At 63.0% G+C, this 26,861-nt stretch carries 11 protein-coding genes and 1 riboswitch; of the genes, 5 read left to right on the top strand and 6 right to left on the bottom strand.

Going from position 1 to position 26,861, the window contains the following annotated elements; translation table 11 throughout:
- Positions 1-439 precede the first annotated feature (439 nt).
- Positions 440-883, top strand: coding sequence for a MarR family winged helix-turn-helix transcriptional regulator (locus C1A15_RS02945; RefSeq protein WP_101721185.1), 444 nt, complete (start codon positions 440-442; stop codon positions 881-883).
- Here the strand turns inward: C1A15_RS02945 and C1A15_RS02940 are convergent.
- Positions 880-4,056, bottom strand: coding sequence for an MSCRAMM family protein (locus C1A15_RS02940; protein WP_101721184.1), 3,177 nt, complete (start codon positions 4,054-4,056; stop codon positions 880-882). The two genes, C1A15_RS02945 and C1A15_RS02940, sit on opposite strands and share 4 nt — an antisense overlap.
- 245 nt (positions 4,057-4,301) lie before the next feature.
- Positions 4,302-4,413: riboswitch (glycine riboswitch) on the top strand.
- Between the two features lie 113 nt (positions 4,414-4,526).
- Here C1A15_RS02940 and C1A15_RS02935 point away from each other — a divergent pair.
- Positions 4,527-6,044 carry an alanine/glycine:cation symporter family protein gene (locus tag C1A15_RS02935; protein ID WP_483863809.1) on the top strand — a complete coding sequence of 506 codons (1,518 nt, stop codon included), beginning with the start codon at positions 4,527-4,529 and terminating at the stop codon, positions 6,042-6,044.
- Between the two features lie 400 nt (positions 6,045-6,444).
- Positions 6,445-7,464 carry an IS1595 family transposase gene (locus C1A15_RS02930; protein ID WP_101721182.1) on the top strand — a complete coding sequence of 340 codons (1,020 nt, stop codon included), beginning with the start codon at positions 6,445-6,447 and terminating at the stop codon, positions 7,462-7,464.
- A gap of 310 nt (positions 7,465-7,774) precedes the next feature.
- Here C1A15_RS02930 and C1A15_RS02925 read toward each other — a convergent pair whose 3' ends face one another.
- Positions 7,775-9,259, bottom strand: a complete 1,485-nt coding sequence (locus C1A15_RS02925; protein WP_101721181.1) for a helix-turn-helix transcriptional regulator — start codon at positions 9,257-9,259, stop codon at positions 7,775-7,777.
- Positions 9,260-9,468: 209 nt separating this feature from the next.
- On the opposite strand from C1A15_RS02925, the gene C1A15_RS02920 reads away from it, so the two are divergent.
- Positions 9,469-11,289 (top strand): flavocytochrome c, encoded by a 1,821-nt coding sequence (locus C1A15_RS02920; RefSeq protein WP_101721180.1) that lies wholly within the window; start codon positions 9,469-9,471, stop codon positions 11,287-11,289.
- A gap of 75 nt (positions 11,290-11,364) precedes the next feature.
- Here the strand turns inward: C1A15_RS02920 and C1A15_RS02915 are convergent, their stop codons facing one another.
- Entirely contained in the window at positions 11,365-11,811 is a 447-nt protein-coding gene (locus C1A15_RS02915; protein ID WP_101721179.1) for a MarR family winged helix-turn-helix transcriptional regulator, read from the bottom strand.
- Entirely contained in the window at positions 11,796-13,256 is a 1,461-nt protein-coding gene (locus C1A15_RS02910) for an MATE family efflux transporter (RefSeq protein ID WP_245864888.1), read from the bottom strand. Before C1A15_RS02910 ends, C1A15_RS02915 begins: the two co-directional genes overlap by 16 nt.
- A gap of 193 nt (positions 13,257-13,449) precedes the next feature.
- Between C1A15_RS02910 and C1A15_RS02905 the strand changes: the two genes are divergently transcribed.
- The gene (locus C1A15_RS02905; protein ID WP_101721178.1) at positions 13,450-14,055 is read left to right on the top strand and encodes a cytidylate kinase-like family protein; all 606 of its coding nucleotides are present in this window, start codon (positions 13,450-13,452) and stop codon (positions 14,053-14,055) included.
- Between the two features lie 339 nt (positions 14,056-14,394).
- Here the strand turns inward: C1A15_RS02905 and C1A15_RS02900 are convergent, their stop codons facing one another.
- A complete protein-coding gene (locus C1A15_RS02900) occupies positions 14,395-14,949 on the bottom strand; it encodes a hypothetical protein (RefSeq protein ID WP_101721177.1) in 555 nt (184 codons plus the stop codon).
- 10 nt (positions 14,950-14,959) lie between these two features.
- Positions 14,960-26,725, bottom strand: a complete 11,766-nt coding sequence (locus C1A15_RS02895) for an MBG domain-containing protein (RefSeq protein ID WP_101721176.1) — start codon at positions 26,723-26,725, stop codon at positions 14,960-14,962.
- Positions 26,726-26,861: the final 136 nt, after the last annotated feature.

The raw sequence follows: 26,861 nt of genomic DNA, 5'->3' as shown, positions 1-26,861 counted from the left end.
ATCCCGGCTGTTAGCCTGAAGGAGCGGAGCGTTGGCAACATGGGCGCAAAGTGGCACCTATGACAATTTTGAAGCCCATACAGCATCGCGGTCAGCGCGCGAGAATTGCATCACCTGGTGTTTCTTTCGCTACTGGAAGATCGCAGCATATGAAACATGCGCCCGAATTGTCATGGGTGCCTATTTGCGCCCACCAAAGAGCAAGGCTCGATGCGCAGACCGCGCCTTCCGTCTTGCTTCGACGGATGAAGGGAGCGTGTACCGGCGGCGTGGTTTTTGGGCGCACGGGGCGCAAAGAAGTTGACGGATTATTGTCAGTTGTGATTAATTGAGCAGGTACTTTAATGCCCTTATCGCCGTTCAGCGTGGCCAGCGCAGCGTGCGGATGTTCCGCTCGCCCCTCCCCACCTCCGCGCGACATGCCAGAAGCAGGTCAAGTATGATCAACAAGCATAACAGCCTCATCGGATTCCTCGTATACGACGCCCAACGCGCCATCGCAAAATCGTTGGAAGCCGCCCTGAAGCCCTACGAGATCACGCCGGGCCAGTGGAACCTGATCAACCAGCTGGACAGCGCGGGCGAGCTATCGCAGAAGCAGCTGGCAGAACGCACGCGCAAGGAGCAAGCCACCATCACGCGCTACCTTGACACGCTCGAGCGCAAGGGTCTGGTAGTGCGCAAGCAGCACAAGTCAGATCGCCGCGCCCATGCGATCTCGGTGACGGACAAAGCGCATGAGCTGGTCATGACCGTTCAGCCGATCACCGTCGACGCGGCGGACCGCCTGATCGAGGGCATCGACCAGGCGGATCTCGACACGTTCGTCACGGTGTTGGCGAAGCTCAAGGAGAACGCCGACAACTTCTCGGCCAGCAACTAACGGCGCCGAGCGCGGCGGCGCGCCGCCAGCAGCGCCGTTGCAAGCGCGCCGAGCGCGAGCGCGCCCACCACCCCCGCCACCGCAAGCGGGAGCCCGTCGCCCGTGCGCGCAATCGAGGCTACGGACGAAATCTTGCTCGGCGGATTAGAAGTCGACGGGTTGCCCGGCGTCGTGGGATTCGTGGGATTCGTGGGGTTCGTCGGGTTGGTGGGATCCGTCGGATCGACCGGGTCGACCGGGTCAGGCGGCACGAGAGCATTCTCCATCGTGAGCTCGGCTTTCGACGGTTGCCCCACCGCCACGGTGAATTCCACCGGCGTACCGTCCAGCACGTAGCCCTCGGGGGCGGAAGTCTCCACGAAGCGGTAGGAGCCGACCGGCAGGTTCGCGACCTCGATGATGCCCTGCTCGTCGGTCACCAGGGCTTCGTGGTCAACCACCACGGCCCACGTGTCGTCGGCGAGGCGCTGCTCGAGCTTGAACGTCGCACCGGGCAGCACGGTCGCAGGATCGTCGGCGTCCACCTTGGTGAGCTGCGCACCGCCCAGCACCGGGGTCTTCTTGTTCGTGGCCGTCACGGCGGCCTCCAGCCCCGGCGTGTCCTCGGCGAGGGTGAACTCCACCGGCTCGGTTTCCAGCTCGTAGCCCTCGGGGGCCGACACCTCGACGAAGCGGTACGTCCCCATCGGGAGATCCTCCACCGTGATCAGGCCGTTCCCGTCGGTGGTCAGGCTCTCGGAGCCCGCCACCGGCTCCCAGCCGTCGGCCGTCTGGGCCTCGAGCTTGAACACGGCGCCCGGCAGCACGGTCGTCGGCGAATCGGCGTCGACCTTCGTGAGCACCACCTTGCCCACCGGCGGCTCCTTGGCGTTCTCCGCCGTGATGTTCACGACGATGGGCGCTGGGGCGGCCGCGTCGATGGCGAACTCGCGGGGCGTCCCGTCCAGCACGTAGCCCTCGGGGGCGGCCGTCTCCACGAAGCGGTAGGAGCCGACCGGCAGGTTCGCGACCTCGATCAGGCCGTCGCCGTCGGTCACGAGCGCGTCATGGCCCGGAACCGTCTCCCAGGAGTCGTCGGCGAGCCGCTGCTCCAATTTGAACGTCGCGCCGGGAAGCACCGTCGACGGCGAATCGGCGTCCACCTTCGTCAGCACGGCGCTGCCGAACACGGGGCTCTTGACGTTCGTAGCCGTCACGGCCGCCTCCAGCCCCGGCGTGTCCTCGGCCAGGGTGAACTCCACCGGCTCGGTTTCCAGCTCGTAGCCCTCGGGGGCCGACACCTCCACGAAGCGGTACGTGCCCATCGTCAGATTGTCGACCGTGATCAGGCCGTTCCCGTCGGTCACCAACGCGTCGTACCCGGGAACGTCGACCCACGAGCCATCTCCGGCGCGCTCCTCCAGCTTGAACGTCGCGCCCGGCAGCACCGTTCCCGGCGCGTCGGCGTCCACCTTCGTCAGCACGGCCTTGCCCAGCACGGGGCTCTTCGAGTTTTTAGCCGTCACGGCCACCGTGTGGTTCGGCGTGGCCGACGTGATGGCGAACTCCACCGGTTCCGATTCCATGATGTAGCCCGTCGGCGGTTCCAGCTCGACGAAGCGGTACTGGCCCAGCAGCAGCCCCGTGACCGTGACCAGGCCGTTGGGGTCCGTCGTCAAGCGCTCGGATCCGGCTACCGCTGCCCACGAGTTGTCGGGCTGCATCTTCTCTAACTTGAACACCGCGCCCGGAAGCACGATGCCGGCGTCGCCCGCATCCACCTTCGTCAGCACGGCCTTGCCGTCCTTCACTTCCACGCCGCCCGAGATCACCGTGAAGTAGGCGCCCGTTGACGACTCCTCCGACGAGCTGTCGCCGTACGTGAGCGTGGCGGTGTTGTCGTATTGCCCGGTTTCGGACGCATCGGTGCGCAGCTCCACGATGAACGATGTGAAGTCGCCTCCGTTCGGACCCGACGCGCTGAAGTACTTCATGATGATATCCTTCTGCGTTTGGGTGACGCCCTTCTGGTCGAGCAGCTGCGACAGGCCCAGTTCGCCTTGGCCGTTCAGAATATTGCGGATGTTGAGCGCGCTCGTGCCGTCGCCCGAGGGCACGTCGCCGAAGCCGATGTACACCACGCGATTCTCCCATACGCCGATGGTGGGATCGTCCGCAGTCCTCACGCTCGCGGCAAATTCCTCCTGCGTCAACCCGTCGGCCGCCGACTTGTCAACCAACGTGAACAAGTCGGTGATGGGATACGCCGCGTACTGCTCGGTCTGAGCCTCGCCCGCATCGGTCGTGGCCACGACGGGCATGTACACCACCACCCCGCTCGACGTGATGGCCTGGCCGCCCTTCAACTCGTCGGTCAACAGGAGGTCGCGCTGTTGCGGCGAGGGCGTCGAACCGCCGGCTGCGTAGTCCGCATACGCGTTCACGATGTTGTCCAGGTTCACGCCCATGTTCCACACGATCTGGTTCTGGCCGGCAACCTGCGAGCCGTATTTCAGCAACGGCGTTCCAGGCAGCGGCGTTGGCGTAGACGGCTCGACGTTGATGGACGGCAGCAGCTTGCCGTTCACTTCGAACACGATGTCGCTGCCCGTGCCGGTCACGTAGCCCTCAAGCGAATAGAACCCGTTGTGCAGCGACGGGAATTCAGCGCCCTCGGCTGAAAGCGTTGTGACGATGGTGATCTGCTTATTGGGGATCATGCTGCCGTTCGCGTCGCGGTTTCCGTTGACTACGTACGACCCGATAACCTTCGACGTCCCCGGATCGACGAGGTTGACCGGCCCGAAGTCGCTGGCAATGAAGTGATTCTCGCCGTCGATGGTGAACGTGAACGTATCGTTCGCGTTCACATCGGTCATGTCGGGAATGCTCCAGTCGATGTAGATGCGCACGTACGCGCCGCTGGTCAGCGTGGTTCCATCGGGAATGTCCTGCCAGGTGTTGCCCGATTTCTTCTGCAACTTGATGCCGTCGATCGACACCTTGCTGGTGACGTCCATAGCCGCGCGCGGCGTGGGAGCGTCGTCGGCGACGTCGGGCGTCGCCTCCTCGGCGAACGCCGGCGAGCGAAACGCCAGAAGGCAGAGAACGACCAACCCCATCAGCACGAAGAACGCGCGCAATCGACCCGCGCGCGAAGGCGGACAGGTGGGAACAGTCGGCTGGGGAGCCATAGAGGACCTCCTCGTGTATGAAATGATGTATTGGCCGCAACAATACGGAGGACGCTTCCATCTGCAGCTGAGACGTTCGAACGGTGCACCGTTCGTAGCGATGCCGAAACCGTCCCGCCACAATCCCCATTTTCAGAAATGTCAAACAACGGCTTAACAACGGAAGCGTTCCTTGCTACAATCAGCTGCACAATTTCATAGCGTCACCCCGTTGATACGTCCTGGATCGAAAGAAACAGGGCGCGGAAGGGGCCTCTGGAGAATCCCGGCCATCGGATCGGGTGCCGAAGGGGCAAGGCGCATCGCCGCGAAGGAGATGCCGCCGAAACTCTCAGGCAAAAGGACAGAGCAAAGCTAACCAGCTTGTCGCGTGAGCATGAACGTATGCTTTCCTTCTCATCCTCCAGAGCAGCCACGTCGTATACGGGTTTCGCAGAAGTTGCCCGTAACGCAGGCTGAAGGAGGATTTGGTGGAAGGCTTTTTTAGTATGATCAACGATGGGCTCGTCGCTATAGACGACTTCATCTGGGGCGTGCCGCTCATGGTGTTGATCCTGTTCGGCGGCATTTTGCTCACCGTGCGTCTGCGAGGCGTGCAATTCAGGCAGCTGCCGCGCGCGCTGCGCTACATGATCAAGAACGAAACCGGCGGCGAAGGCGAAGTGACCAGCTTCGGCGCGCTGTGCACGGCCCTGTCAGCCACCATCGGCACCGGCAACATCGTCGGCGTGGCCACGGCCATCGTCGCCGGCGGCCCCGGCGCGATGTTCTGGATGTGGCTGGCAGCGCTGTTCGGCATGGCGACGAAGTTCTCCGAGGGCCTGCTTGCCGTGAAGTACCGCAGCGTCGACAAGAAGACCGGCCATGTGCTGGGCGGCCCCTTCTACTACATCGAGCGCGGCATGGGCAAGAACTGGCGCTGGCTGGCGAAGGTGTTCGCGTTCTTCGGCATGTGCGTGGGCCTGTTCGGCATCGGTACGTTCACGCAGGTCAACTCCATCTCCAGCGCCATCACCGGGTTCTTCGACCCCGAGAAGAACGCAACCGTGAACATCCTGGGCATGGACTACTCCATCTTCACCGTCATCGGCTCCATCGTGTTGGCCGTGCTGGTGGGCCTCGTGGTCATCGGCGGCTTGAAGCGCATCGCGAAGGTGTCCGAGCGCGTCATCCCCGCGATGGTGGTGCTGTACGTGGGCTTCTCGCTGCTGCTCATCATCACGAACATCGACAAGATCCCCGGCGCGTTCGTCACCATTTTTGAAAGCGCATTCGGCCTGCAGGCGGCCGCGGGCGGCATGCTGGGCGCCATCATCATCGCCATGCAGAAGGGCATCGCGCGCGGCATCTTCTCGAACGAGGCCGGCCTGGGCTCCGCCCCCATCGCCGCTGCCGCCGCGCAGACGAAGGAGCCGGTGCGCCAGGGCCTCGTGTCCATGACCGGCACGTTCCTGGACACCATCGTGGTGTGCTCGATGACCGGCCTCGCGCTCGTCATGACCGGTGCGTACCAGATCCCCGGCCTCGAAGGCGCTGCCGTGACCACCGCGGCATTCCAGGCGGGTCTGCCGTTCATCCCGGGCGAAGTGGTATCATTCGTGTTGATGGCCTGCTTGGTGCTGTTCGGTTTCACCACGATCCTGGGCTGGGACTACTACGGCGAGCGCTGCCTTGAGTACTTCAGCAACGGTTCGATGAAAGCCGTGAAGACCTACCGCTGGCTCTACATCGCCGCCGTGTTCATCGGCCCGTACATGACCGTGGCTGCCGTGTGGACCATCGCCGACATCTTCAACGGCCTGATGGCGCTGCCGAACATGATCGCCCTCATCGCGCTGTCCGGCGTGGTGGTGAAGGAGACGAAGGACTACTTCGCCCGCCTCGCCGCCGCCGGAAACGAGGACGAGATGGCGCCGCACCTGCCCGGCGACAACTGGGACATCCCGCCCATCGATCCGCTGGACGACCGTCTGGGCGCGGCCAACTAACCCACTCCGCGCTCAAGCGCGCAACAGCAGAGAGCACCCTCTCGGATCGCAACCCCGAGAGGGTGCTCTTGCATTGGGGGGGGGAGCTTGGCATCCTGAGCGGAGGCCCTGCCGGAAGGAGTGCCCTCCTGAGCGGGACAGGGAAACTGCGGAATCGAAAGATCCCGCATGGCGCCAGCCACCGATGGCGGCGTTTTGGCGATCCTGCACGGCGCCAGCCACTTATGGCGGCGTTTTGGCGATCCCGCACGGCGCCAGCCGCCGATGGCGGCGTTTTGGCGAGGAAGCGGGGAGTCCGCTGTTAAACCAAGATTGACATAGTACCCTTTCCGGGACACGGAAAGCGGGTCCCCAGCCCTACGATGCGGTTGTCGAAAGAGCATCGGGGAAAGGACCCGCCATGAGCATTATAGGCCAAGTGAAGGACATGACCCTCGCCGAGAAGCGGGATCTCGCCGACGCGCTCAGGGAGGCCATTGCCGAGGACCTCGCGCTGGCGGGGCGGGGCGAGCCCGACCGCTGCCCGAGGTGCGGCTGCCCCTCCTTCGTGCGGAAGGGCCGCGACGCGGGCGGCTCCCAGCGCTGGCTGTGCCGGGGCTGCGGGCGCACGTTCGGGGCGAAGACGCTCGGCCTGCTGGGCCGGTCCAAGCTGCCGCCCGCCGCTTGGATGGAGTTCGCGGCCTGCGCGGCCGACGCGCTGCCCCTGCGGGAGACGGCCCGCCGCTGCGGGACGAGCCTGTACACCGCCTGGTTCATGAGGATGCGGGCCTGCGAGGTCATGGGGCGCAGGCTCCTGCCCCTGCGTGGCGATTCCTTCGAGGTGGACGGCACCTACCTCCACGAGTCCATGCCGGGCAACCACTCGCGGAGCCGGTGGTTCGATCTGGGCCGCCGGCCCCACCGCACCGGGCACGACGCGGGGTCGGCGGGGCTGGCGAAAGGAGTCTGCGTGCTGTGCGGGGTAAGCGAGCTCGGGGACTGCTTCTGCGAGCTGGCGGAGGCCGAGGATTCCGCCGACATCGGGATCGTCTTGGGGGCGAAGCTGCCGGCGGGGTGCTCGGTGGCGACCGACGGGTGGAGGTCCTACAACCGCGCGGCGCTCGGGGGAAGGCCCCACGAGGTGCGCGGCGGCAGGGGCCTCGCGGCGGTCAACTCGCTCCACTCGCGCCTCAAGGCGTTCGTCGGGAGGTTCAACGGAGTGTCGAACCGCCGCCTGCAGCGCTACTTGGACTGGTTCTGCTACCGGGAGCAGTTCCGGAGCTGCGCCGGGGACCGCAGGGAGCTCCTGTACTCCCACGAGGTCTCGGGGCGCTACGTCTGCACGAGGGAGCTGGTGCACCTCGAGCCGCGTCCGTTCTTCAGCTGCATCAACAGGTGGGCCGTCGGCGAGAGGTACGGGTATATGTCAATGGTGGTTTAACAGCGGAGCGGGGAGATTCTGGCAGAAATTTCGAGGTAGGTAAGTCATTTGGGACAACGAGAGCTTCCATTTTCTGGCTGATTTGCCATAAACCCAGGTCACAAGTTTTCTAGGAAATGAGCGTCCGATATATTCAGCGTAAAATTTACCTACATCGAAATTCTTGCCACATTTGTCTCGTCCGAACGCCTGAACCGAAATTGGGGAAGGCATCCACCGATTCCGCGCACGCTCCTTCAACTCCGGCCTACGGCGTCCGCTCAGGACGACAAACCAGGGGCTGCGCTCGCCCGGAGACGACAACCCGCCTCTACCCCGCTTGCGGGCCCTCGTCCTCCCAGGCTCCCTCGCCGCCCGCGGGGCGGCCCTTGCGGACCGGCTTCTCCACATCGTTGAGCAGCTCGAACAGCTCGTTCTTGCTGTGGATGTTGAACTTGCGGTAAATATGGTTGATGTGCGCCTTCACCGTGCCCTGCGACACGTACAGCACGTCCTCGATCTCGGCCACCGTGTCTCCCTGAGCGACGAGCTGCAGCACCTCTTCCTCGCGCGGGCTGAGGTTGTACGCGCGCGACAGGTCGGACACGCGGATAGACATCCGCCCCTCCGCGGACGCGCTTCCCACCGGGTCGTCCTTCAGCACGATGCCCCACTTCGCCGACAGACCGCGCTCGGTGAAGAAGATCACGACGAACGTCAGCACCACCGCAATCGCCACGCCGCCGTACAGCACGGATGTGGCCTCGGCTCCCAGGTTCGCCGACGCGCCGGCGAACGCGAGCCATCCCACCAGCTCCACCACGTAGCGGATGCCGCGCTCGATGCCGTTGATCCACACCGCGTTCACGCCGAACCGATACGTGATGTTGCTCATCACGATCATGATGTACATGGACAGCATGGTGTAGCCCGCGTCGTAGCACAGCGCCATGATCTGCGCGTTCGTTCCGAATGTGGGCATCACGAACAGGAATCCCACGATGAACAGCGGAAACGCGAGCTGGTAGATGGTGTCGAAGTTGAACCAGCGAGCCGTGGACAGCACGCCGAAGAACACGAGCGCCGTCACGAACATCGCGCCCACCACGTTGCCCGGCACCAACAGCTGCGTGGGCAGCGCGCCGAAGCCGCCCGCGAACGTGCACACCGCCATGAGCAGGATGGGCTTCCAGGGAATGGTCTTCGGGTCGCCCTCGTTCATGGCTGGTGGCAAGTCGCGCTCGGGCAGGCGTCGCATGCTCGAGCGCACGCACGCGAGGCACACGAGCGGCAGCACGATGGAGAAGAACGCGAGGTATGGCACGCTCATGCCCATGAACAGCCATTTCACCACCTCGCCTACGAAGATGGCCATGGCGTGGTACAGCGCGACGCGCATAGGATTGAGCGAACCGTAGAACTCGGCCCACATGAGGATGAGCGACCCGAGGCCGCCACCCGCGGCCAACAGCCCCGCCACCTTGAGCGCCGGCACCGGCACCGCGAAACACGCCACCACGATGAGCGCCGACCCGCCCACCATGCTCGCGCCCGTCAGCAGCACCGCCGTGCGGTTCGCCCATAGCGGCGTCACGCGACGCGCCGCGAAGGCCAGCGCCAACGACACGATGCCGATGGCCCCTTCGAACAGGAAGTAATCGAACACCGAGATGGTGGGAAACGCGTCGTAGCGGAAGAACGTCGCGAGCCACGCACGGTAAAGCCCGACGCCGAAGAACACGAAAGGGATGGCCGCCACGCGCAGCAGCACCGCTTTCCACCGATCGACGAACCCTTGTTGCGCTTTCTGAGCCACGCTCCTCCCCTCAATCGCCCTCCCATGATACCCAAGAAAGGCCAGCTTGCAAGAGGGTTATAGCGCGGGTTAAGCATTTAACCCGGATGGACAATTGCCGCAAGAACACGGAGCGGTAGGCTGTGACCAGCGCTTGATCAGGGAGTAAGCGCATGGGATATCCGGTGGCGGCAGGAGCCGGTGCCGGCTTCGTAAGGGAGGAAAGTATCATGGAACGTTTTTCTCGTAGGCAGTTCATCACCGGCGGCGCCGTGGCCGCATTGGGCGGCACGCTCGCTTTGGCCGGGTGCGCGCCCAGCGGATCGTCCGACGCGAAGGGCTCGTCGAACGGCTCGGGCGCAGGCAGCTCCGCCGGCGTGGGATCGGGCATGGGCAAGCACGGGCAGTTCGACGTGGAGGTCATGGTCACCGACGGCAACCTCGACCGCATCACCGTCCTCAACTCGCGCGAGACGCCGGGCATGGGCGACGTGGCCATGGAAGAGCTCACGCAGCTGATCGTGGACAACCAGACGCTCAACGTGGATACCGTGTCGGGCGCCACGCTGTCCAGCATGGCGTTCATCGGCGCCGTAAGCGACGCGCTCGACCAGGCCGGTCAGAAATCGAGCGACTGGAAGAAGCGCGACAAGGCCACGCCTGCGCAGGCCGAGCTGCCCGCGTCCACCGACGTCGTGGTCATCGGCGGCGGCGGTGCCGGCTTCGCGGCGGCCATCACGGCGGCCAACGAGGGCAAGAACGTCGTGTTGCTGGAGAAGATGGGCGTGTTCGGCGGCGACACCGCGCTGTCCGGCGGTGAGATGGCCGCGCCCGGCAACTGGATTCAGGTGCAGGAGGGCATCGCCGACAGCCCCGACGCGCTGGCGAAGGACATGCTGGACGGCGGCGACAACGCGGGCGACCCGGCTCTCGTGCAGATCATCGCCGAAGGCGCGCTGGACAGCTCGCAGTGGCTCACCTTCGAGGGCGGCATCTCGTGGAAGCACGACCTCATGCAGTTCGGCGGCCACAACACGAAGCGCTCGATCATCCCCATCACCCACAGCGGCAGCGAGATGACCACGAAGCTGACGAAGCGCGCCGGCGAGATCGACACGCTGACGCTGGCGAAGAACACGCCCGCGGTGGAGCTGGTGAAGAGCGGCGACGCCATCACCGGCGTGAAGGTGAAGAACAACGTCACCGGTGCCGAGTCCACCATCGCGTGCAAGGCCGTGGTGCTGGCCAGCGGCGGGTTCGGCTCCAACATCGACATGCGCGTGAAGTACAACCCGGCGATGGACGACTCCATCCTATCCACCGACTCGGTGGGCGCCACGGGCGACGGCATCACCATGGGCGAGGCCGCGGGTGCGAACCTCATCGACATGCAGTACATCCAAACCTATCCGGTGTGCGACCCCGAAACCGGCTCGCTGCTGTACGTGGGCGACGTGCGCCTCGAGAGCCGCGCCATCATGGTGAACAAGGAGGGCGATCGCTTCGTCGAGGAGCTCGACCGCCGCGACGTGCTGTCGAACGCCATTGTCGAGCAGACCGACGGCAAGGCGTACATGCTGTTCAACCAGTCGAACGCCGACGAGACCGGCCTGCTGGTCACCCATGAGGACGAGTACGAGAACCTCGAGGCGCGCAAGGTCATCGTGAAGGGCGACACGCTGGAAGCCGTGTGCGAGCCCTTCGGCGTGGATGCCGCCGAGCTGGCGAAGACCGTCGAGAAGTGGAACCAGTACTGCAAGGACGGCAACGACCCCGACTTCAACTTCCGCGGCGACTTCAACCCCATCGAGGACGGCCCCTACTACTTGATGGCCTACAAGCCGGCCGTGCACTACACGATGGGCGGCCTGCACATCAACACCGACGCGCAGGTGCTCGACGACGCCGAGACGCCCATCGCGGGCCTGTACGCAGCCGGCGAAGTGGCCGGTCACAAGATGGGCACGAACCGCCTGGGCTCCTGCTCCATGTCCGATATCTACACGTTCGGGCGCATCGCCGGCAAGAACGCCGCCGCGTTCACGGCCTAGCGCACCCCCCTTTTCCATGCTCCCGCACTCTGCGCTGAGCCCCCTCCCCGGCCGCGCCCTCCCTCCGGGCGCGGCCTACCCCAAGGACGCGTTCAGCTTCTGCACGATAGCGGACAGCTGGACGCGTTCTTCCTCGTCGAGCGCCGACAGCATGTCGGTCGCGAACGCGCGCTGCCCGGTGCGAGCGTCCTGTGCCCGATCGCGACCGCGGTCGGTCAGCGCCACCAGCTGCGCGCGCCGATCGTCCTCATACGTGAAGCGCTCGATGCAGCCCTCGCGCTCCAGCTGCGCGATCAGCGGCCCCAGCGATTGAGGTCGCATGCCCACCGCTTCGGCGATTTCCACCTGCGACAAATTGCGCGAGGCGAAGCCCTCGGCCATAGCTTCCTCATGCCCGGCCAATATCGCCAGCACGAAGGTGGCTCCCCGACCGCCCGTCACCGTGCGGGCGCGGCGCGTGAGCACCTGGTTCATGTGCGCGAGCTCGCGCATGATGGCGTCGTCGCTCAGTCGTGCTCGCATAAAGCCTCCCGTCGATTGCCTCGTTCGGCGAACGAATGTTTCACGTGAAACATATTCGCATCACGCGCAGCGCTTGTCAACGCACGCACCTCGCGCGCCACGAACACGCTTGTCACCAGCACGGACAAACCGTCGGAAACCGGCACGCACACCACCACGCCCTGCAGCCCGCTCAGGCCGAACACGGCGCTCAGCACGCCAGGCAGCACGAGGTACAGTGGGATGAGGAACAACACCTGCCGCGTCAGCTCCAGCACCGCGGCCTTGAACGGCTGGCCGCTCGACTGGAAGTAACTCGACCCGACGATCTGGAAGCCCACGAGCGGGAACAGGATGGTGTACACCTTGAGCGCCCACACGGAGAAGCTCTCGAGCTCACCCGACACGCCGAACAACGCCACGATGGGCTCGGGGACGAGATGCGCCACCGCGAAGAACAGCACGCCGATTCCCACGCCCCACGCGCAGGCCCACGCGAGCGTCGACAGCACGCGCGACCACAGCTTCGCGCCGTAGTTGAAACCGATGATGGGCTGCGCGCCCATGATGAGGCCCACGAGCGGCATGATGGCGAACATGGTGGCTTTCTGCGCCACGCCGATGGCCGCGAGCGCGCCCTGCACGCCGATGGGGTCCTGCGCCCCGTAGACGCCCACCACATGGTTGAGCACCACGCTGACCACGGTCGTTGCCACCTGCATCACAAACGACGCGACGCCCAGCGTGATGATGCGGCCCATCAGCCGCAGATCGGGCACGCAGCACTGCGCGTGCAACCTGAACGGCGCGTTCTTCGACGCGACGAAGTACCACACCACCGGCGCCATGCCGCAGGCCTGGCCGAGGATGGTGGCCAGCGCGCTGCCCTGCACGCCCCAGCCCAGCACCAGCACGAACAGGTAGTTGAACGCGATGCACATGAGCGTGCCCAGCACCATCGTGCCCAGCGCCAGGTTCGGCTTGCCCGCCGTGCGCAGGAAGTTGTTGAGGCCCATGCCGACGGACTGGAACACGAAGCCGAAGCACACGATCTGCACGAACGCCTTGGTGGGCGCCCAGAGGTTCTCGGGCGTCGCGATGAGAGCCAGGAGAGGATCGATCAGCACGCACGCCGCTATCGCTACGAGCGCCGCCACGATTACCAACAGCGTGGCCGAGTTGCCCAGCGTGCGCTCCACCTGGTTCTTCTTACCCTCGCCCAGCTGGATGGCCGCCAGCGCGTTGCCGCCTTGCCCGGCCAGCATCGAGAATCCCATGAGGATGGTCTGCACCGGCAACGCCAACGTGGTAACCGCCACGCCCATCTCTCCCACGGCCTGCCCTAGAAACGCGGTATCCACCACGTTGTACATCGAATTGAACACCATGCTGATGATAGCCGGCACGGAAAACTCCAGCAGCAGCCTGCCGATGCGCTCCGTCCCCAACCGATCCGTCTTCGCCACACGCACCATCTCTTTCACATCTCCTAGTAATTAGTAAGTTTCCTTATTGTATACAGAACGAGACGCTCCTTTGTTTGGAAAATAAGTTTCCTTATCATTTCTGCACAATCGATCGATCGCGAATCCGGAGAAAGAGGGTACAATGGCAAAAACGCATTCGCGTGGAACCCGCAGGAACACGGAAGGGACCAGCATGGATCAGCATCTCGTCTTCGCGATCAGCAGGGAGTACGGAAGCGGCGGCCGCGAGATCGGCGAGCGCCTCGCAAGCGAGTTGGGCATCGCGTACTACGACAAGCTGCTGCTCAAGCGCATCGCCGAGGAGAGCGGCCTCAGCGGCGACGTGGTGGAGGACTTCGACGAGAAACCCATGCGGCCGCTGCTGCTCAATCCCAACAGCTTCTTCTGCGGTACCGACATCGAGCATCCGGTAGCGTCGCGCATCTACAAAACCGAGGTGGACATCCTGAAGTCCATCGCCGACGAGGGGCCGTGCGTCATCGTCGGGCGCTGCGCCGACTACGTGCTGGACGGCCATCCGGGTCTCGTCAGCCTGTTCGTCAGCGCGCCCATGGAAGCGCGTGTGGCGCGCGTCATGCGTCGCAACGACCTCTCTGAGGCCGAGGCGCGCAGCCGCATCGCGCGAGTCGACAAGAACCGCGCCAGCTACTACCGCTACTTCACCGACGAGAACTGGGGACAAGCGCGCAACTACGACCTCTGCATCAACTCCGGCGACCTTGACGCGATGGGCGCCGTCTCGGTGATCCGAACGTTCGTAGAAGCTCGGGGAAACTAGCTCAGCAGACAAGAATAAGTGTTTCCTGTGAAACAATTGTTCTATTATCGCAGTACATTGAGTCGATTGTTTCACGTGAAACACTCAGGATTCGCCGTCCTCGGCGGAACGGCGTAGCGGCGTAGCGGCGTAGCCGTGAAGCGGCGCAGCGGCGGAGCCGTGAAGCGACGCAGCAGTGGAGCCGAGAGATCGCGTACGGCGCCAGCCGGAAACCTTCCGGCCTCAAGACCGCGCGGGATCCTTCGGCTTCGGCCTATGGCCTTCGCTCAGGATGGCAAGCCGCCGTGCGTTCGCGAACGCATGATGCAAAACGGCCCCGGGATGCCGGGGCCGTTCGTTTTAGGCAGCTTGCTCGAGCGACGCCAAGATGACAGCCAGCTCTTCGGGCGTGTCGAAGGGGCGCTCCTCCTTCGTTTCGACGATGAACACCTCGCCCTTCCACGTCTTCTGCTCGATCTGCTTCGCTTGATCCGATCCTTCGACCGCCTCACCATCGCGCTTCTCAGTATCGAACTTCTTCGTCCGCACGAAGTACTTCACCGCAAAACGGTCCTTGTCGGGAAAATCCTCGCGCGAGAAATCGTACTTCAAGTCCTGCAAAATCCTGGCGATCACCTCGGGCATCGGTTGGGAGCCTTCGATGGCAGCCAAGCCCCGCTCGCTGTTGAACGTAGCTTGATCGCCCACGTACACGGTGCGAACGCGCTGTCGGCGCGTGCGCTCCATCTTCACGATGATGGCGATTGCGACCACGATGACCACCCACCACGCGATGGACAGCACCAGGTCGAGCGGCTCGTCCACCTGATTGAGCCCCAGAAAATACCAGAGCCACAGGAAGAACGCCGAAGCCAAGGCCAGCAGGACGAATACGATCACGTTGCTTTTCTTCATGATGGAACCCCTATTCGCCCAAACCGGCGGCCAGCGTCGCGCCCGCCGGAGCGCCCTTCGGCATCAGCGGCACCGTCACGTTGTCGTTGGCCGACGGATCGCCGGGAGCGGGGTCGCCGCCCCCGGTCAGATCGTCTTCGTACTTCTTCAACTTGTGAGAGAACAACCCGCGACGCAACGCCACGCATGCAGCGTAGATGACCGACACGATGATGCCGAGGATGATGTACCAATGCACCCAGCACCATGCATGCGAGCCAGCAGCCAGCGGCGTGCCGTCGTCCTCGATCTCGGTTTCGCGCGGCTGGTTCTGAGCGAGCGGCGTCGCGTTGTCGCCGATGACCGTCTCCGCCGCATTCGCCAGCGCGTCCACGATAGGCGTGACGATAGGCGTCAGCGGGTTGTCAGCCGGCGGGGTGCCCGGCGTAGGCAGCGGCGTCGGCGTTGCAGGCGGCGTCGTACCCGGCGTCGCGGGGGTCGGCGTGACGGGTCCCACAGTTCCACCCGCCGTGATGGTGAACGTGCCCGGTACAACCTTCACCGCGTAGTTCGGGTTAGCGGCGTAGTCGACCGTGATCGCATCGGCGTACACGCCAACGGCCTCGTCCGTGCCTGCACCCGTACGGACATACGTGATAGCTCCCAGGTCGTCCGGGTTCACGAGGCCCTGGACCGAGCCGCTGAACACCGGGTCGGCCGAACCAGCGGTCTTCGACGCATCGTCGACCGTAATGACCACCTGCATAGGATCGACGCGCAGCGTTCCGGGCTCGATGTTGATGGTCGGATAGTTGGCCGTCACGTCTTCGTCGGCCGCATTGCGGATGACGTAGTCCGTGATGGTTCCCTCGCTCGTGCCCGCATCGGTTTGCGAGCCGCCATAGGTCACCTCAACAGTGTCGCCCGGAGCCAAGCCGATGGGATTGAACCCGGAAGGCTCGAGCGGCGTGCCGTCGTACGTTTTGCTGCTATCGTTCACGACGAGCGTCACTTCGCCCGCCGGAGCGATGATGAAGCGGCCCGCCAGTGTGGTGGCAGTGTAGTTGCTCAACGCACCCAGCTGCACATCGCTCACCGTGATGTCGTACGTGCCCGCGTTCTCGCCTGCCGTACGGGTGAGGACGTACGAACCGTTGAAGGTATCGCCGGCGACGAGGCCGGACACGGACGCCGTCAGCGCCGGATCGCCATCACCGTACCGCTTGCCAGTATCGTTCGCCGCGATGACAAGCTCGGCAGGATCAATGGTGAAGCTGCCCGCCTGAACCTTGATGTTGAACTGGTCGCTCACATCGTTGCCGTCGGCGTCCTTCACCACGGCGACGCCCTCAACCGGGATGGTCGCCATGGAATCGGCCACGTTGGCGCCCGAAGCCTTCGAGGTCAGACCGGAAACGTAATAGGTCTGGCCGTCGGCCTGCACCGGAATACCTTGAGCTGTCTGATCGACGAAGCCGTCAACCGCATGCGCGGTGCCGTCGTAGGTGAACGTGCCGGACTGGGCCGTCACCGTCGCATCGTAGCGCGCATCGCGGTTCTCGACGGACAGCTGACCTTCGACCTTGCTTACCACATAGTTGTCGAGGTTCGTGCCGTCGTTCACCTTGATGACGAAAGCGTTCGGAGCGGTCTCGCCAGGCAGCGTCGCCGAGCCGGTGAATACGTAGGCCGCGCCTTCGCCCGTCGCCCATCCATCCTCCACGGCGAGCGGCTCGGAGCCGTTCGTCAGAGGCCTGCCGTCGTACTTCTTGGACAGGTTGGCGGACTCCAGCGTCAACGGGCGCTGCTCGATGACGAGCGAGCCGGGCTGCGTGGTGACCGCAAACTGATCGCTCACATCGTTGCCGTCGGCGTCGCGCACCACCGGCGTGCCGCTCACCGTTGCCGTATACGTACCGGCATTGGTGCCTGCAACGTCGGCTGCAAGGCCGCTGACGTAGTACGTGCGACCATCAGCCTGCACGGCCACGCCCTGGTCCGTCTGATTCTGCAAGCCGGCCACGCTCTGCTCGCTACCGTCGTAGGTGACCGTCGCGGAGTTCGCCGTCACGGTAACCGCGTACTGAGCACCGCGGTTCGTCACCGTAAGCGAGCCGTACCGCTTGTCGATCTGGTAGTTCTCGGCCTTCGCGCCCCCGTTGAGCGCATAGTCGAACATGTTGTCCGAGGTGCCCACGAGCGTCTGCGTGCCTGTGAACGAGTAATCGGCGCCCTCGCCCGTCGCCCAGCCATCGCCCGATACGGCGATGTTGTGGTTCACGAGCTCCGTGCCGTCATATGCCTTGGTGCCCGAACCGCTCTGCAGAACCACGGAGCGCTTGCTCACGACAAGCTTGCCGGTCTCAGGAGTGACGGAGAATTGATCGGACACGTCGTTGCCTGCGGCATCGAGCACCACCGGCGTGCCGGCGACGCGAGCCACGTAGGTGCCGGCATCGGTGCCGGCGGCATTGGCGCTCAATCCGGTGACGTAGTACGTGTTGCCACCAGCCAGGACGGGAATGCCTTGCGCCGTCTCGTTTTCGAAGCCGGAAACATCGTGCTCGCTACCGTCGTAGAGAGCCGTATCGGAGGCAGCCTTCACCGTCACGTTGAATGTAGCGTTGCGGTTGGTCACCGTCAGCGTGCCTTCGATGAGCTTCATCGTGTAGTTCTCGGCTTTGGTGTTCGCATTGAGCGTGGCCTCGAAGTGGTTCGGCGACGAGCCGACGAGCGTCTGCGAGCCGGTGTACGAGTAGCTCGCGCCCTCGCCGTCAGCCCAGCCGTCGCCCGAAACGATGACATCGTGCGCCACCAGCGCCTCGCCGTCGTATTCCTTCGTGTCAGTAGCGCTCGTCAGATTCACCTGGCGCTTCTCGACGGACAGCGAGCCCGCAACGGACTTGATGTTGAACTCGCTCGTCACATCATTGCCGGCGGCATCGCGCACCGTCGGATTGCCCGTCGCCTTAACCTGGACCGTGCCGGCATCGGTCAGCTCGGCCGAGGCGGTCAAACCCGCAACGTAGTAGGTGAGCGCACCCACCTGCACGTGAATGCCATCGACGGTTTCGTTCTTAAATCCGGACACAGTCTTCTTCTCGCCGTCGTACTGGAACGTCGCGGAGTCTGCCTCCACCGTCGCTTCGTACTTGGCATCGCGGTTCGTCACCGTGAGCGTGCCCTCGCGCGTATCGATGCTGTAGTTCTCGGCCTTGGTACCTCCCGTCAAGGCATACGTAAAGGTATTGCTGGAGAAGCCAACGAGGGTTTGAGATCCCGTTACGTTGTACGCAGCACCTTCGCCGTCAGCCCAGCCGTCGCCCGCAACGGCGACGTTGTCGTTCACGAGCTCCGTGCCATCGTAGGGCTTCGAGTCGGTCGCGCTCTCGAGGACAACGGAGCGCTTGTCCACCTTCAGCGTGCCGGGTACGAGGGTGATCTTAAACTGGCTGGTCACGTCGTTGCCCGCAGCATCCTTCACCACCGGCGTACCGGAGATGCCGACCGTTGTCGTGCCAGCGTCGGTGCGGGTCGCACTCGCAGCGAGCCCCGTCACCGTATAGGTGACGCCGCCGAACGCGAACTCGGTCTGCACGAAGCCGTCAACAGACTTCTGCTGGCCGTCGTACAGGAACGCGCCCGAATTGGCCTCGAGATCGATGGCGTACTTCGCATCTTCATTGCGATCCTCGATGGTCAGCTGGCCCACGCTCTTCGTTGTCGCGTAGTTCTCAAGTTTCGTACCCGCATTGGCATGAATGTTGAACTCGTTGGAAGCCGTGGCACCGGGCAGCGTCACCGATTCGGTGAATTCGTATGTTGCGCCTTCGCCTTCGGCCCAGCCCTGTTCAAGATAGAGCGGGGTATCGCCGTTCGTCAGCGGCGTGCCGTCGTACCGCTTGGACAGGGTGGCGGACGTCAGCGTCAACGGGCGCTTCTCGATGGTCAGCGAGCCCTCCTTGAAGGTCACGTTGAACTGGTCGGTCACGTCGTTGCCCTCGGAGTCGACGATCTTCACGTCGCCGTGCGGAACAACCTGATACACGCGTGCATCGGTGCCCTTCGCTTCAGCGGTGACTCCCGACACGGTGAACGTGGCACCGTCGATCGTGAACTCGGTCTGCTTCAAGCCGCTGACACTCTTCTCGGTGCCGTCGTACGTGGCGGCAAGGGAATTCGCTTCGAGCGTGAGATCGAACCTCGCATCGCGGCTCTTCACCGTCAGCGCGCCCTCGACCGGGTTGATATTGTAGTTCTCAGCCTTGGTCGCACCGGTCAACGTATAGGTGAACGTGTTGGGGCTGGAGCCGATCTTGGTCTGAGAGCCCGTCACCTGGTAGGTGGCCCCTTCGCCGTCGGCCCAGCTTCCTTCCGGAACCGTGACCGTGCTGTCCTTAAGCGGCGTGCCGTCGTAGTACTTCTCGGCCGTCGCGCTGGTCATCGTCACGGTGCGCTTTTCGATGGTGAGCGAGCCACCGACCGTCTTCACGTCGAACTGATCGGTCACGTCGTTGTCCGCGGCATCCTTCACCACCGGCGTGCCGATCACGTTAGCCGCGTACGTGTTGGCGTCGATGCCCTCGGCGTTGGCCGACAGCCCCGAGACGTAGAAGTCCAGCCCGTTCGCCTGAACGAGAACGCCCTTATCGGTTTCGCCCACGAGACCGGAGACAGCATGCTGCTCGCCATCGTAGGTAACCGTGTCGGAGTTGGCCGCAACGGTCACTTCGAACTTGGCGTCAGCATTGTACACGCGCAGCGATCCGAACATCGGCGTAATAGTGTAGTTCTCCTCGCTCGCTCCGCCCGTGAGAACGTAGGTGAACGTGTTGTCGGAGAAACCGACCACCGTCTGCGAGCCGGTCACGTTGTACGACGCTCCCTGACCCGGTGCCCAGCCGTCGCCCATCACGTCCACCGTGTCGTTCGTCAGCGGCGTGCCGTCGTAGGGCTTCTCGTCGGACGCGCTGATCAGATCAACCACACGCTTGTCGATGACGAGCGAGCCGTCGACCGTCTTCACGTTGAATTGGCCGGTGACGACGTTGCCCGCAGCGTCCACCACCACGGCGGTGCCTGCGATGGTCGTCTGGTAAGTGTCCGCGTTCGTGCCGGACGCCGAGGAGGTCAGGCCCTTCACGTAGTACGTGCGGCCGTCAGCCACCACGGGAATGCCTTGGTCGGTCTCGTTCTCGAAGCCGGAAACCTTCTTCTCGGTGCCGTCGTAGGTGAACGTGCCGGAGTTGGCCGTCATCGTCACATCGTACTTCGCATCGCGATTCAGGATGGTCAGCTGACCCTCGATCTTGCGCAGGTTGTAGTTATCGAGGTTCGTGCCAGCGTTCGGGACGATCTCGAACGCGTTGGGAGCCGTCTCGCCGGGCAGCGTGACCGAGCCGGTGAAGCGATAGGTAGCTCCTTCGTCATTGGCCCAGCTGCCGGCAGTCACATCTACGGCGTGATTCTCGAGCGGCGTGCCGTCGTAGGGCTTCTCGTCGGACGCGCTTTGCAGCGTTACGGGACGCTTGTCGATGACGAGCGAGCCGCCGATGGTGTTCACGTTGAACTGATCAGTTACGACGTTGCCTGCAGCGTCCGCCACCACGGCGGTACCCTCGATAACCGTCTGGTAGGTGTCTGCGTTCGTGCCGGAAGCGGAAGCGGTCAGACCGGAAACGTAGTACGTCTGGTCGCCCGCCTGCACGGCAACCGCGCCGTTCTCTTCGCCTACGAAGCCGGAGACCGACTTCGTCGTGCCGTCGTAGGTTTCGCTCAGGGAGTTCGCCGTGAGCGTCACCTCGTACTGCGCGTCACGATTCGTAACGCGCAGCGTCCCCTCGGTCTTGTCCACCTGGTAGTTGTCGAGGATCGTGCCAGGTTTCGGCATCACGGTGAACGCGTTGGGCGCCATGGTGTTCGGCAGCGTCACCGAACCGGTGAACTGGTAAGTAGCGCCTTGGCCGTCAACCCAGCCGTCTTCCGTAGCGAGCGGCGTTTCGCCGTTCGTCAGCGGCATACCGTCATATTCTTTTGAGAGCGTGTCGGACGCAAGCGTCACCGTACGCTTGCCGATGGCGAGCGACCCGTTGTGGACCGTCACCTTGAATTGGCTGCTCACGTCGTTGTTGCTCTCGTCAAGCACCTGCGCGATGCCCTGCACGGGGACGGTGCCCGTCGAATCGGCAACGTTGGTGCCCTCGGCCTTGGACTCGAGGCCCTTCACGTAGTAGGTGCGCCCGTCGGCCTGCACGGGAATGCCCCGGTCGGTCTCGCCTTCGAAGCCCGAGACCTGCTTCGCGGTGCCGTCGTAGGTGAACGTGCCGGAGCTGGCCGTCACGTCGACCGCGTACTTGATATCCTCGGGGCGGTTCTCGATGGTCAGCTGGCCCGGCTTCGTCGTCACGTTGTAGTTGTCGAGGCTCGTGCCCTCGTTCGGGCTGATGGTGAAGTCGTTCGGCTTTGTCTCATTCGGCAGCGTCACCGAGTTCTTGAACTCGTACGTGGCACCCTCGCCGTCGACCCAGCCCTGCTCTGCAAGCGGCGTGTTGCCGTTCACGAGCGGCGTGCCGTCGTACACCTTGGAGAGCGTGGCAGACGCGAGCGTCAGGTCGCGCGTCTTGATGACGAGCGAACCTGCCGTCGTCTTGACAATGAACTGATCGGTAACGACGTTGCCCTTTTCGTCAGTCACCACCGGCGTTCCCGTAACGTTCACGCCGTACGTGCCGGCATTCGTTTCCGTGAAGCTCGCATCGAGTCCCGTCACCGTGAACGTTGCGTCTCCAAACGTGAACTGCGTCTGCTTCAAGCCCGAAGCAGATTTCGCGGTTCCGTCGTACGTGTCCGTCAAGGAGTTTGCCTCAACCGTGATCTCGAACTTGGCATCGTCCGCAAGGCCCTCAACAGTGAGCGTGCCAAGATGCTGAGTAATAGTGTAGTTGCCGACCGTCGTGCCGTCCTTCAGCGTGTACTCGAACGTGTTGTCGGACGAAGCGACGGCGGTCTGGGAGCCGGTCACGTTGTACTCGGCACCCTCTCCCGCGATCCAGCCGTCTCCCGATTCGGTAATGCCCGATGCAGTCAACGCCGTGCCGTCGTACGGCTTGGAAGCCGTGGCGCTCGTCAGCTCCACCGTGCGCGGCGTGATGGACAGAGTGCCGTTTACGGTGGCCACGTTCGTATAGCGATCAACGTTCTGCACCTCGTAGCCGGTGATTGCATTGTTGCCCACGCCGCTGTCAGCGACGTTCGTCACGGTGCCCGACACCGTGGCGCTCACCTTGTCGCCCGTGGGCAGCGTGTACGTGCCATCGGAATCCGGAGTGACGGCAGTGCCGCCGTACGAGACGGTATAGCCGTTATCGGAATGCTCGGAGCCATCGTACTTCCACGACTGCGAGTTCGCCGTAATCACCAAAGGCTGCGTAGAGGCAACGATCTCAAGGTTGCCGACCGTCTTGTTGATATCATAGTTGGACGTCACGTCCTTGCCGCTGGCGTCAACGATGCGAATCGTGTCGAACGAGCCCTTGTATTCGCCCGGCTCGGTGCCGCTGATCGAGTAGTCCGCGCTAGCCAGATGGCCGTGCACGAGCCCTCTTTCAACGCCCCAATAATTGAAGCCCTCTACTTTGTAGGTATCCTTGCTGTAGGCGAATCCCGTGTACTCCTGCGGCTCGTCCCAACCGTCACCTGTTGCATTGATCGGACGCGGCGTGATCTCCAACATGCCCTCGACGAAAGTGACGTCGTACTGATACGTCACATCGACTCGTTTGTCATCGATGATCTGGAAGTTGCTCGTATCATGGAACTTCACCGGATACTCGCCCACGTCGATACCTTCAGCGGAAGCTTCGTCTCCCGAGAAGGACACCCTCGGACGCTCGCCGCCATCGAAAATGTATACCGTATCGCTCTGCACCTGGGTCTTGCCGTTGTAGACCAAGCTATCCGACTTCGCTACGACCGTCAGCTTCCGCTTTGCGGCGAAATGAGCGACGAACGTCGTTTCCGTGAACGCGCCTTCGGTGTTCTTCGCATACTTCTCGACAACCGCCTTGCTGATGGTGTTGTCCGTCGAGATGATCTTGTCCGAACCCTGCACGCTCCAACCGGCGAAGTAATAGTGTTCATCAGCCTTGGCCGCCGAACCTATCACGCCGCCGTCCACTGCGCTGATCCCATTGCGCTCGGGGCTGACGCTTCCGCCCTCGGTCGCCTCATAGGAGATGATCACGGATTCCTGCTCGAAATGCGCCGTGAACGTCGTGTTTTCGTAAGCACCGCTCTTTTTGGCGATCGCGTCCACCGCACTCGCCGTGAGCGTCGCATCCTCGGACGCGTCAACCGTCGTGCCGTCGGCGGCAGTCGCGGTCCACTTCACGAAGCGATAGCCAGGCTGAGGCTCCGCCGTGGAACCGGTCGCGGCTCCCGTGGCCGGTGCAAGCGTCTCGTTCGGACGGCTCACCGAGCCGCCTTCGCCTGCAACGTAGGTCAGCGTGACATCGGAGGACTCTTTGAACCACGCTACGAATTCCGTGGCCGTATAAGCACCCGAAGCTTTGGCATAGCGATCGACGTCCTCGGATGTCAGCGTCGGCCGGTCGCTTACCGTCTCGTCTCGCACGGTCCACTTTTCGAATTCATATCCGCTCAGGGGCACAGCCGTCGATCCAACGGGCGTTCCGGTTGCAGAACGAACGACATCCGTCACACGCCCCTTCTGGTCGCCAGCCTTATCCGTAACGTTGCCACCGCCGGTTTCGGCAATCGCGTAGACGAGCGGAACATCTCGCTCACTCCACTGCGCAACGTAGTCTACGCTCGCCGCGACTTCGGAGCCCTGCTTGTATTCGGGCGACCATCCGGAAAATATGTAACCGGGCTCACCCGTCGGCTCCGGAGCAGCAGGGGTTGATGCGCCCCACTCGAGCGCATCATGCTCGACAGCCGCAAACGTTCCCTGATCGCCAGGCAGGAACGACACGACGAACTGCTGCTTGAAGTACACTTTGAGCACAAGCGAGCCATCGCCTGCGACGGTACCTTCATAGACGGACTGCGCGGTCTCGTCCAACACGTACCCATCCCGAGCCGGTGTCCTGTCCTGCGCCGTAACCGCAACTTCGCTATCGGTCAGCTCCTGGCGGCTCTCCAACAAGGAAGCCTGCTCTGGATACGAACCCTGCTCTTGGTAATAGTATTCGACTGCGTAGGACGATGCGCTCGCCGCCCACTGAGCATACAACGTCGTATCGCTCTCGGGCATGGAGAACGTCTCGCCTGGCTGATAGGTCGTACCGGTGCCATCGGAGGAAGTGTTCCAGCCGGTAAAGGTGTAGCCGGCGCGTTGCGGCACTTTATCGCTCTTCACCTCAACGGCGTTGCCGTGCTCGTATGTGCTGCGGTCGAAGGGCACCGTACCCGACTCGGCCCCGTTGCCGTCGTAATTGACGGTGTATCGCGAAACCGCAACGTAGCGGGCATAAAAATCAGCGGCGCCAGTGAGCGTATAGGGGAACGTCACCTTCTCACCCGTGCATCCCTCGTTCGTGTACCAGCCATCGAAACGATAGTTCACGCCAGAACTATCAGTCTTCACCTCGGGATAGGCATTGGATTTGGGCGCCGTGGTCTCATTGATGTTGAGCGTGTAATTTTCCACCGGAGCGTAGCCGGTCTCGCCCGCATCCCATAAATGGTATACGGCGCTCGCTTTTTCTTTCGCGGTGAAAGAAATAGTCATATCGACATGCCAGCAAGGTTTGTTGCTATCATGGGAGACTTTATCAGAATCCTTCCAACCCTTTGGATACGTAATCTTGTAAGGCTGGTATTCGATATTCACCTCTTCCACGCTCACGCCGTACTTTTGAGCGACCGCTTCCTTGATGCTGGCCTCTTCAGGGTACGTGATAACGCGATCGGTAGTATCGAGGGCGAACTGACCCTGCCCGCTCACAAACTTTTTCCCCTGCGAATCAACGAGCCCCGTGGTATTGATGGACCCCTTGCCAACATACAGCCAGCTTTTGCTATGCAGATCCATGGGATCGCCACCGGGCGTCAATGCGTAGAAATATGCGACCTCGACAGTCGGTTGAGCGGCTGTGACCTCGATGGTGGTCGAAGCGGTTACATCCGTATTCGGAAGAGCGGCCGTGATAACGGCCTTGCCCTGCTTCACGCCCGTCACGACGCCCTTGCTGTCAACCGAAGCGATGTTGGCATTGCTAGACGACCACACGACGCCCTTCGTGCTGGCCTTGGCCGGCTCCGTCGCAATCGTGAGTTTCGTGGTAGAACCAACAGCAATCGTTTTCGAACCTTCAAGGGCGGTGAACGCAGTCGCAGGTTCAGTCGACCCAGCTTCAACGACTTTGAAATAGTAATAGGTTATTTGATCGGCAAATGCTGCATCTATATACATATAGGTAGCGCAAAAGAGGGCATCTGAAGGCTTATCGCCCGTTATCGAGGCCACATTCGTGACCGGATAATCAAAACCATGAGGCGTTGCATAGTCCCCGGGCCACGTCCAATCGTTATCCTTCCCGCTGCTCCATGACCAGTTGCACGATCCGGAAGGACTGACCGCACCCGTCATCGTCAGAGTCTCTCCAACGGGAATCAGGTACGGATCGCTTTGCGTGCCCGACCCTTCGATGGAGGAATCGGACAGGGCGCTCGTCGCTGCGCGGGACTCGATGGCCAACACGGGAGAAAAATGCTCGAGCGATGCTTCGGTGCCTTCGGCAACCTTTTCGACATCGGCAATGTTCTCATCGGCATGGTACAGCGCAGTATCGTTCGCGTTGAGGCTGGAGCTTCCTACTGCGATCGACACCGGACCGTTCGGCTGGATCTCGTTGCCTTCGGCATCGTAGAGCGTCACGTCGAACGCCACGTAATTCACCAGCTCGCGGCCCTCTTCCGTCGCCTTCTGTTCGGCGATGCCCTTCACGTCCTCGCCGGTAAGCGGGACGACTTTCATCGTCGCGCCCTCGGGCAGCACGCCTTCGGTCGCTTCCAGCGTGACGATCGCGCCGTCGACGGTCTCAGTCAGCGTGATGGCAGGAGCAGCCTGCTCGTCTGCCGGCTTTTCGGCCTCGTTCTTGGGGGCGTTATCCAGCGGCTTGGCGACGGCATCCGCAGATGCGTCGCCCTGCTCAACGGCCTTCGCCTCAACCTCGATGACGAGATTGCTGGTCACTTGGTCGGCGGGAACCGTGTATTCGCCGGTCTCCTCGTCGGCTTCGAGCTCGGTCTCGGTGCCGTTGACGACGGTCTTCACATGATCGATCTCGTAGCCGGTGTCGGCATACGAGGAGAACACCAGCTCCTTGTTCAGCGGGGCGTTCATGGATTCGGTGGGAAGCGCGATGGTCTGGCCCAGGTACTTCACGTAGGCATGCGTGAAGTCGAGGCTGACGGAAGCCACGCCGGGCTCGACGGTTTTCACCTCTTCAACCGGAGCTTGAGGTTCGGTCGTCGCCGGAGCTTCGGGCTCGCTCTGAGCCGGCTCGGTCGCTTCGGGCGCGGCAGGCGCGGTTTCGGGGGCAGCCTGCTCGACGGGATCGGCCGCCGGGGTTTCGACGGGATCGGCGGGCGCGTCGGACGCGTCGTCGGCGGTAGCGGCCGCTGGGGCATCGGAAGATGCCTCACCTTCGGCAGCGCTTGCCAACGACGTGAGGCTGACCAGCGAGAAAGCAAGTACGAAGGACATGAAGACGGCGAGCGCCTTGCCCTCGAACGTGTTCTTCACGTCACAGAATTTTTCCAACATGCCCATACGATCACCGAATCCTTCTTGATTGCGCATAATCGGCGCCCTTGCCTTTTCGAGCGCCGCGTGCAAAAGTGACTCGCTCATACGTGATCTGACATGCTGTGTTGCAAATTCTGATGTGGTAGGTTCCGGGCATGCC

Source organism: Eggerthella timonensis, assembly GCF_900184265.1.
In the GTDB taxonomy this organism is placed as follows: Bacteria; Actinomycetota; Coriobacteriia; order Coriobacteriales; family Eggerthellaceae; genus Eggerthella; species Eggerthella timonensis.
This window is presented reverse-complemented; position numbering and strand designations above follow the sequence as displayed.

Excerpts from the sequence above, each read along its gene's own strand:
- C1A15_RS02945 (WP_101721185.1), top strand. The coding sequence starts at position 440 with ATGATCAACAAGCATAACAGCCTCATCGGATTCCTCGTATACGACGCC.
- C1A15_RS02940 (WP_101721184.1), bottom strand. The coding sequence starts at position 4,056 with ATGGCTCCCCAGCCGACTGTTCCCACCTGTCCGCCTTCGCGCGCGGGT.
- C1A15_RS02930 (WP_101721182.1), top strand. The coding sequence starts at position 6,445 with ATGAGCATTATAGGCCAAGTGAAGGACATGACCCTCGCCGAGAAGCGG.
- C1A15_RS02920 (WP_101721180.1), top strand. The coding sequence starts at position 9,469 with ATGGAACGTTTTTCTCGTAGGCAGTTCATCACCGGCGGCGCCGTGGCC.
- C1A15_RS02915 (WP_101721179.1), bottom strand. The coding sequence starts at position 11,811 with ATGCGAGCACGACTGAGCGACGACGCCATCATGCGCGAGCTCGCGCAC.
- C1A15_RS02905 (WP_101721178.1), top strand. The coding sequence starts at position 13,450 with ATGGATCAGCATCTCGTCTTCGCGATCAGCAGGGAGTACGGAAGCGGC.
- C1A15_RS02900 (WP_101721177.1), bottom strand. The coding sequence starts at position 14,949 with ATGAAGAAAAGCAACGTGATCGTATTCGTCCTGCTGGCCTTGGCTTCG.
- C1A15_RS02895 (WP_101721176.1), bottom strand. The coding sequence starts at position 26,725 with ATGGGCATGTTGGAAAAATTCTGTGACGTGAAGAACACGTTCGAGGGC.